The sequence below is a fragment of the Leptospira dzoumogneensis genome (assembly GCF_004770895.1).
In the GTDB taxonomy this organism is placed as follows: Bacteria; Spirochaetota; Leptospiria; order Leptospirales; family Leptospiraceae; genus Leptospira_B; species Leptospira_B dzoumogneensis.
Window position 1 is genome coordinate 1 of sequence record NZ_RQHS01000020.1, and the last position, 8,616, is coordinate 8,616.

Here is an 8,616-nt window from a genome sequence, read left to right on the forward strand (position 1 = left end):
TAGCTTCGTTAAAATAGGAATATTCAATGAACGTAAGAAAAAGGTATCTAGGATATTAAAAGTGTAACCCATGTCTCTGGTTTAAACTGTTACCTATGTCCCAGGTTTTTCACCAGGTTCGGGTGGCGGGGAGTGGCTCGTGGGAGAGCCCCGTCCCTATATCATAAAATTCAAATTTCTACAATTCAATTTTGCGTCTTATATTTGTTGGAATTCCTACATCACTGAATTCTCTACAGCGGAAGCCTAGAGAACTCCGCCTTTAACTTCTGTAAATCTCCCAGTAAATCATTCGGCGCAGGACGAATATTTTTTGCTAATTGGAGAGCGTTCTCGATCAGATCTAAGATCAGCTTTTTTTCAGTTACAGCCCTGATCTTAGGCATATGACTCCAATCCTTTTTGAATAAGGAAGCTTTTTCGTCTACGATTGCGACTATCTTATTTAATGCTTGGATCTCTTCGTTCATAATATCTCAAAAATTAGGAATTTCTAAAGAAATGTTTTCAGCTTTTCGGAGAATTTCCGCATGAAAGGATCTTTTTTTTCCGCCTTGGAAAACATTGGTAATATTATTTAAAAAAGTCTTTTCCTGAGTTTTACATTCAGGAGGAAGATTAGAAAGAAGTTCCGAAGAAATTTCGTATCTGAAAAAATTCGTACTTCCAGGTTCTAAATTTTTAGAAGCCAAAGTCCAAGAATCTTCCAGACAATTCAGATCTCCACTTTTGATAAAAACCCGTATTTTATCCTCCGTATTCGGAAAAGATAAACTTTCAGTTCCTTTATTTTTCAAAAATAGAAAAAAGATCGGAAAGTCCTTCGAGTTCTCCTTACTGGAAGAAAGACGATAACTCACAAAACCGGAGGAAATTTCCTTAGATTCAGTCTGACCGGTAAAAGCCAGAGGATTCAAAAGTTTGGCTACCACAGAAAAAATAAAAAGTAATAATATAACGTCAAAAAACAGGATCAACTTAGAACGGTTATTCGATTTGCCCGCATCCTTACTTTTACGCAGGAAATCCTGGAATTCTTCCGGAGAGCGGGAATGGTAACCTTTACTCATTATAGATATTCCTAGGTCCTTTTTCCATAGATTACTTTTTCCTAGAAAAGATTGCAAGCATTCCACTGTAAATGGATTGATCGAATTTTTTGATCCTAGTATGTTCCTAAATCATTCGGTTGCATTACTTTTAAAAATTGTGCATACTGAAGATCCGAGGCTCAATCATGGAAATCGTAAAAGGGAAAGAAGCCACTATTCTTTTCGATGGCAAAAAATGTATTCATTCCAGAAATTGTGTGCTAAGTAGACCGGATGTATTCGTTCCGAATGTAGAAGGAGAATGGATCTATCCTGACAAAGCGAGCGTAGAAGAGATCAAATCTTTAGCTTTGAATTGTCCATCCGGTGCGATCCGTTTTGAATCGAATGATCCTTCTTTCAAAGAAACTGCTCCTCCCGTAAATGTTTTGAGGATAAGAGAGAATGGGCCTCTTGCGGTCCATGCTGACATAGAGCTGGAAGGTATCGAAAAACAATATAGACTTACTCTTTGTAGATGCGGAGCTTCTACCCATAAACCTTTTTGTGATGCGACTCATGTGAGTATAGGATTTACTGCGACCGGAGAACCGCAGGTCCAGGAATCTCAGGCTTTGCCTGTTCGAAATGGAATTTTGAAGGTAGAACCTACCAAAAACGGTCCTTTGAAAGTGAGTGGAAATTTAGAAATTTGTTCCGGAACGGGAAAGGTAACAAATAGAACCACCGAAACTTACCTCTGTCGTTGTGGTGGTTCTTCCAATAAACCTTATTGCGATGGAACTCATCGCAAGATCAAATTTAAGTCTGAGTGACTATTCCGCGAATCTATCGTTTAAGGTAGCGCATAAATGGGTCGCTTCCGCATCTGTGCCATATTCACAGTAGCTGAGATACATGAACGGATTCACGCTTAAGCTTGTATCAAAAACGGTCGGATCTTGGTAAGCGGCACTGACGGTGAGTATATTCCCTGTTTGGGAATTTCTTCTAATTGCACCGAATGCTCCCGGATATTTTTGTTTGATCAAAACAAATACCGCTTGGACACAAGGATTCTCCACACCTCCTCCAACTAACGGGCTAAATGCATTACCCATTGCTAATAAATGTGCAGTAAGATCCCCGTTTTGGTAAAGCTCAAGATCCGCTACCGTGGACACGTCAATTTGAGTCTGGGTATAAGCAGTCGCTTTGACCGGTCCTCCAAAACCTAAAGGTGCGTCTATGACGACCCAAGCATCTCCCGCAAACGGATCACCCGCTCCTAAACCATTGGTAAGAAATGTTTGGCTTTCAGTCAGAAAACTGTTGATCGGGTAGAATCTTGTGTTTGTCATCCTTGCAGTGAATTCGTCAGGTGAATCCACATCAGGAAGTGCGTTCCAATTTTGATCGTCTATTGCTTGTATCCAAGTGGCAAATAACGCAGATGTCCTCTCGCAGGCTTCTCCAGTTCCTCCTCCCACTGCATCCGTAACCGCTTTAGCTCTCACGAAGTCTGCTCTTTGCATTGCGGCGTAATCCGCATGCGTGGTCCCTTCTAAAGCTGCTTGGTTGCAGCCTATATTCGGAACTCCGTTGAGAGTTACTTCATATCTGTTCACATCGCTCTTATACGTGGCTTCTGCGCAATGATCGCTTAATGCTTCTGCGACCGCGAGTCCCAGAAAACCGTTAGTGTTGTTCTTATTACTTCCTTGGCATGCAAAGAAGAAAAGAAGAAGGGCGAGTGATATTCTTTTCATCGAGCCCATAAGTTTTTCTCCTGGCTTTTGTTGATTTGCCTTGGATCTTATAGCGGTCGTTATAATTATGAAATCTTTATTCGAGTTTCATATAACTATTGTTATGTGATATATTATTTCACGCGGAGTCGCAAAGACGCTGAGGGAAATGTAAAGTAGAAAATTTTGTAAATCTAATAATCTCCGCGGCTTCGTGTCTCTGCGTGAGAAAACTCTGTGAGCTCCGTGCGAAACTATAGATTATAAAGAATCAATCAGAGATCTGATCTTTTTACGGATCCTGCCTGCTGTAGGATAACCTTTGCATAATTCAGCGCAATAAAGAAGAATACTTTGAGAGAGTCTGACTGATTCTATCATACCTTCTCCTCTGGATAAGAAGAATGTTAGAATTCCTACAAGTAGATCACCAGTTCCCATGACAGCCAGCTTGGGTTCTTGGAACTCCCAAAAATATGAATTTCCCTCGGGAGTAAATAGGATAGAAACGGGGCCTTTTAATAGTAAATACGTTCTCTTCTCTTTTGCCCAAATCTTTGCATCTTCTAAAGCGGAATATTGGCTTATGTACTTTTTACCTGTGATAGAAGACCATTCTCCTAAATGAGGAGTGAGAATTGTGTTGGGACCTAAATGTTTTTCATCTAAATATTTGAATGCACCTGCATCAAAAACCAATATTGTTTCTTTAGAAAAAGATAAGTGAGGAAGATCAGAAGAAGCAAGTCCAGGACCTACACATGCTACGCTTGCTTTTTTTAAAAAAGGATAATCATTAGATTTTTTAGAAGTTTCTAATCCGGAAACCATAAAAGAAGGATCTTTTTTCAGTACCTTCGTCAAGGTATTTGCGGAAGGAGTGAGTATTTGTGAAATTCCTCCTCCTAATTCTTGGAATGCAAGTGCGGAAGATAGAATTGCTCCGGACATTCCTTCCGAGCCGCCAACAAATACTGCGGAACCGTTTTTGTATTTATGTGAATCTTTTTCTCTGGTAAGTTTAGAGATTAGTTCTTCTTTGTTCGCCCTTGGCAAAAGATATTTGGATGTTTGGAATTCCTGGCGTAAAAATCCAATTGGATGGAATGATTTTCTATCTTTGGATAGAGGATAGAATACATTTTTGGCCTTAGGAGATCCGATTTCCGCTAAAATATCCGCAGCAAATGGGGTTTTTTCGTCGGGTGAATATCCGGAGACTGCATCTATACTTAAAATCAGCAAAGAATCTTTTAGTTTTTCTTTTGCTGATCGGATTTCTGCAGCTGTATGTGCAATTTCACCTGATAGCGGGCCTTTAAATCCAGTTCCTAGAAGAGAATCTACTAAAACTTCCCTAGGATTTACGAGATTGCTCCTAAATTTTTCCAAAGGAAAACTTGGGATCTTCAGTTCTTCAGTTAGATTTTTATAAAATTTCGTTTCTTCGGAGAGGTTTCCTTCTTTGGAATAGATTTCCACCTGCATACCTTCTGCCCTTAAAAAATGGGCGAGGGCATATCCGTCTCCTCCGTTGTTTCCGGAACCGCAGAGTATGATTACTTTTTTTGCGGATTTGAAAACTTCTTCCCAGGTTTGGAAGATGGAAAGTGCAGCAAAGCCCATGAGCAGAGTTCCTGAAATTTTTCTATTTCGGATGGTTTGCTCGTCTAGGGCTTTTGCTTCTTCTTCGTCGAATAGAACCTGGAAATTTTCGCGGTTCATTTTATTTCCATTTATGGATCTCTAAATAACCGGATCTGATCTTCATAGAATAGATCTCATCGTTCGTATCCATCCAAGTTTCTCTCCAGAGCCCGCGGGGTGGAGGGTAGTTGAGTCGGATATTATTTACATGGTTTCCGTCCTCATCGTGGACTTGTAGTCGGATTGAATTTCCTTCTTCTACTTCTGTTTCCCAGATGAAAAAGTTATCATTGTTTAGGACCCAGTATAATGTTTCAGAAGGGTCTTGGATCTCTTTGATTGGAGTGATCCTTTTGTCTTTGAGTTCGTATTTTATGATCTTTCTATTTTTGAATCTTCCGGATTTAGTTTCGTAAAAACTAAAAGACCCAAGCACATATTCTCCATCCGGATGAGAGATAAAAGAATCCACATACCAAGTGTAAGCTTCTCCTTGATTCAGAGAATCTTTGAAGTCGGAGCCTTCTACCTTTTGTTTTAATTTTCCGGACTCGTCAAAAATGCTAAGCCTCATCGCTCCATTCTGTCTATGGAAAACGAATAATAGATCGTTGTTCCCGGCTTCCATTCTTTCTACATAACCGAATGGAATAGAACCTCCTATGCCATCGGCGTAGATTGTTTGGGAAAGTTTTCCGGAGTCGTTTATTTTTAAGATCACGGAAGGAACTGCTTCTTCCGCTTCCGTGCGGAATTCTCCGGATTTTTTTGCGTAAATATTTTCGGCTACTTTATCCGCCTTAGCATCTTCTCTAGAAACTCTGGATTGAACATAGATATCATCTCCGTCCGAAACTGTGACGAGTCCGATCCTTCCTAATTTAATATTATAAGTTTTGACCTTGTCTTGTTTTTCTTTGGAGTTTCCGATCACAAACTTCAGATCTCCGTCTGAGTTGAATGCTTTGATCAGAGATTGTTCGAAGTCAGGAACGTAAATCACTCCGGAAGCAACAGCAACTTGGTTCGGAACATTTGTAGGAACCCTATTGACTATGCTTACTTGTAATTCTTTTAGATCTTTTCCTAATTTAACTCTTCCGTATAGATAAGGATTATAATCATCCACTCGGAATTTGGAACAAGCTCCTATCACTAAGATAGAAGATAAGAAAAAGGGGAGGTATTTGCGGACAGATGAGGTCCAAATTTTAGAAGTAAAAGAATTTTGCATGGTTCTAATAAAAACCCGAGCCTATTTTTGGTTTGCCCGGGACATTTCGTTACCATCCTTCTTTTTAGTATATGAAAACAAGCAATTTCGCTCGTATCAAGAGGATGGCTCGGAACTAGGCGTATTTTTTACTTTACACTAGGGTTAGCCAAAAATATTTTGAATAGGTATCGGGAACCACCCATTGAATGTATGGGAAAACCCAAAAATTTCGGAGATATTCCGATTTTGTAGGTTGTTTTTTCCTCTTTTTTGAGGCAAAACGAAGCGGTTCAGAGACTCTCTGTAAGGCCGGCATTGACAGTCAGTAAAGAAGTTATCGAAACGATCTTAGATCGAATCCTTCTCACTCCCGTCAAGCTGTATGCACTCATGGTTAGCCAAAGGCCAAACCATACGCTGATCGAGGTAGAGTTGGATCACCTCGAACACCCGTACGGTTCCGTCAGCCTTCTGGAATGTGAGCAAGTTTCCAGAAAACTGAATGAAGAGTTGGAGCAGATCTCACCGGATCTGAACTATACTCTCAAGGTTTCTTCCGCCGGTGCGGAAAGAAAACTGGTGATTCCCGAGGATCTGGATAGATTCCGCGGAATACCGGTCCGACTCGTCTATAAGTCAGAAGGGTCGGGCGATAAAGAAGGAATCTTTAAGATTCTGGATAGGAAAGAAGACAGGATCTTTTTAGAACCGTTTTCCAAGAGGAAGACAAAAGGTTCTAAAAAAAAGGAAGTCATTCTGGAATTGAAGGATATACTGAAAGGAAATTTGTACGTAAGTATTTGATTATGGCAGTTAAGAAGAAAGAAGTCGAAGTCAATCTGTTGGAAGCGATCCAACAATTTTGTGCCGACAAGTCCCTAGACAGGGAAGCCGTGATGGGAGTCATTCGTGATTCTTTGATTACCGCGTACAAAAAGAAGTCGGGCATCGAAACTCTTGAAGAAGAGGAAAGTCCGATCAAGGTAGAATTTGCTTCCTCCGGAGACGGAGAAAACGTAGTTATAGTAGTATCCCGCAAAGTTGTGGAGTCCACTCCTGCAAACGGTTTGGAAATTTCCTTAGAAGACGCTAAGGCGGTTTATCCTAACGCAACTGCGGGAGAAGTCCTGGATTTTAGAGAAAAGCCGATGGAGCTTTCCAGGATCATTTCATCTCAGGCAAAACAAATGGTATTCCAACGTTTGAGAGATATGGAAAAAGAACTTCTGTATCAGGAATACAAAGCAAAAGAAGGCGAACTGACTCACGGATATTTCCAACGTTGGAAAAAAGACGCTATGTCCATCGATCTTGGTAAGGTCGAGGGTGTAATGCCTAAGCGTGAACAAAACCCCGGAGAAAAATATCACAGCGGGGATCGTCTAAAAGCAATCATACAAAAAGTTGAACTTCGTCCGAGAGAACCGATCCCAGTGATCACTCTTTCCAGAGCTTCCGCGGACTTTGTTCGTAAACTTTTCGAAATGGAAATCCCGGAGATCTACGATGGACTCGTAGAGATCGTAAACGTGGCTCGTCAACCTTCCATTCGTACCAAAGTAGTGGTTTATGCTACCAGAGGAGATATTGATCCTGTGGGAGCATGTGTTGGTATGAAAGGGGTTCGTATCCAGTCCATCGTTCGGGAATTAGGAAATGAAAGAATAGATATCGTTCAATACTCTTCGGACCCGACAGAGTTTATCGCAAACGCGATCTCTCCGGCAAAACCTTACGATGTAAAGGCGGATTCCGTAGGTAGAGAAGCAATGGTAATCGTTCCGGAAGAACAATTATCTCTTGCAATCGGGATCAACGGTTCCAATGTAAAGTTGGCTTCACAGTTAACCGGATTTAGGATCGATATCAAAACAATAGCCCAGTATAACGAAGAGTTTTCTTCTCCAGAAGCGAGAGAGAGATTGGATAAACTATTCAGTCCTCCTGCAGCTGCCGCGGAAGAAGATGACGACGATGGAGCAACTGCTCTAGAAGACTTACCTGGACTTTCTACCCGATTGATTGGCCTATTAAGGAGCGCAGGGATCAATAACGTTGAGACGTTGATCGAGATTAGCCAGGATGACTTGGCAAAACTCCCCGGCATAGGACAGACTACTGCCGCACAAATCCTCAGGATATTGGCGGAATCTGTAGAGTGGGTGGAGGAGAGCTAATCTCTCGATTTGAGGGTTAGGCTAGGACCCGTTTTCAGTACATCGCGTACTTGACCAGGACATTATATGGAAGAAAAGAATAAATCAATCAAGGAAAAGCTCCAGGGCTCTGCTTCTGCTGACGCAAGTAAGAAGAAGAAACTGGTGATCAAAAAGAAGCCGGACGAAAAAACGCCTTCTACTTCTGCAAAGAAAGAGGCCCCTGTAGATCCAGCTCCAAGTAATCCAGCTGCTGCAGCTTCTTCCTCTCCAAGCACTCCTAAAAGTTCGACTCCTCCTAAAAAAGAACCTCTCTTTCCGGAACCAAGCACTCGCCAAGAACCTCCGGTTCCAAGATCTGCTCCTCCAGAACATATTCTGGGAGAAGGCAGACCTCCATTCCAGAGAGAAGACAATAATATTATAGTATCTCGTCCAAGTCAGAGACCTACGTTCCCGACTCAAAACCGCGAAGGCGGTGGTGGAAACTACCGAGGAAATCGCCAAGACGGAAACCAAGGTTACCAAAACCGTGAAGGTGGTGGTTACCAAGGTGGTCAAGGCGGCGGCGGATATCGCGGCGGCCAAAACAGAGAAGGTGGCGGATACCAAAATCGCGAAGGCGGTGGCGGCGGATATCGCGGAGGCCAAGGTGGTCAAGGCGGAGGATACCAAAACCGTGAAGGCGGCGGTGGTGGATATCGCGGAGGCCAGGGAGGTCAGGGCGGTGGTTACCAAGGCGGAGGAGGAGGAGGAGGAGGAGGAGGAGGAGGAGGAGGAGGAGGAGGAGGAGGAGGAGGAGGAGGAGGAGGAGGAGG

The 8,616-nt window shown here is 42.2% G+C and carries 10 protein-coding genes; 4 read left to right on the plus strand and 6 right to left on the minus strand.

Annotated elements, in window-relative coordinates; genetic code table 11:
• Positions 1 to 233 precede the first annotated feature (233 nt).
• Positions 234 to 470, minus strand: coding sequence for a hypothetical protein (locus EHR06_RS16870; RefSeq protein WP_086446703.1), 237 nt, complete (start codon positions 468 to 470; stop codon positions 234 to 236).
• Positions 471 to 476: 6 nt separating this feature from the next.
• Positions 477 to 1,070, minus strand: a complete 594-nt coding sequence (locus tag EHR06_RS16875; protein WP_135758082.1) for a hypothetical protein — start codon at positions 1,068 to 1,070, stop codon at positions 477 to 479.
• A 167-nt stretch (positions 1,071 to 1,237) separates the two neighbouring features.
• On the opposite strand from EHR06_RS16875, the gene EHR06_RS16880 reads away from it, so the two are divergent.
• Complete coding sequence (locus EHR06_RS16880) at positions 1,238 to 1,867, plus strand: CDGSH iron-sulfur domain-containing protein (protein WP_135758083.1); 630 nt, start codon at positions 1,238 to 1,240, stop codon at positions 1,865 to 1,867.
• Here the strand turns inward: EHR06_RS16880 and EHR06_RS16885 are convergent, their stop codons facing one another.
• From EHR06_RS16885 to EHR06_RS16895, 3 genes are all read right to left on the minus strand, one after another.
• Positions 1,868 to 2,809, minus strand: coding sequence for a hypothetical protein (locus tag EHR06_RS16885; RefSeq protein ID WP_135758084.1), 942 nt, complete (start codon positions 2,807 to 2,809; stop codon positions 1,868 to 1,870). It abuts the gene before it with no gap.
• A 231-nt stretch (positions 2,810 to 3,040) separates the two neighbouring features.
• Positions 3,041 to 4,504, minus strand: a complete 1,464-nt coding sequence (locus tag EHR06_RS16890) for a bifunctional ADP-dependent NAD(P)H-hydrate dehydratase/NAD(P)H-hydrate epimerase (protein ID WP_135758085.1) — start codon at positions 4,502 to 4,504, stop codon at positions 3,041 to 3,043.
• A 1-nt stretch (position 4,505) separates the two neighbouring features.
• Positions 4,506 to 5,660 (minus strand): LIC_12708 family protein, encoded by a 1,155-nt coding sequence (locus EHR06_RS16895; RefSeq protein WP_135758086.1) that lies wholly within the window; start codon positions 5,658 to 5,660, stop codon positions 4,506 to 4,508.
• Between the two features lie 360 nt (positions 5,661 to 6,020).
• Between EHR06_RS16895 and rimP the strand changes: the two genes are divergently transcribed.
• A complete protein-coding gene (rimP, locus tag EHR06_RS16900) occupies positions 6,021 to 6,446 on the plus strand; it encodes a ribosome maturation factor RimP (RefSeq protein ID WP_244243434.1) in 426 nt (141 codons plus the stop codon).
• Positions 6,447 to 6,448: 2 nt separating this feature from the next.
• Entirely contained in the window at positions 6,449 to 7,819 is a 1,371-nt protein-coding gene (gene nusA / locus EHR06_RS16905) for a transcription termination factor NusA (protein WP_135758087.1), read from the plus strand.
• Between the two features lie 62 nt (positions 7,820 to 7,881).
• Here the strand turns inward: nusA and EHR06_RS19395 are convergent, their stop codons facing one another.
• Positions 7,882 to 8,214, minus strand: coding sequence for a hypothetical protein (locus tag EHR06_RS19395; RefSeq protein ID WP_135758088.1), 333 nt, complete (start codon positions 8,212 to 8,214; stop codon positions 7,882 to 7,884).
• 65 nt (positions 8,215 to 8,279) lie between these two features.
• Between EHR06_RS19395 and EHR06_RS19400 the strand changes: the two genes are divergently transcribed.
• Positions 8,280 to 8,616 (plus strand): hypothetical protein (locus EHR06_RS19400; protein WP_341867514.1); only part of this gene is annotated, 337 nt, incomplete at its 3' end.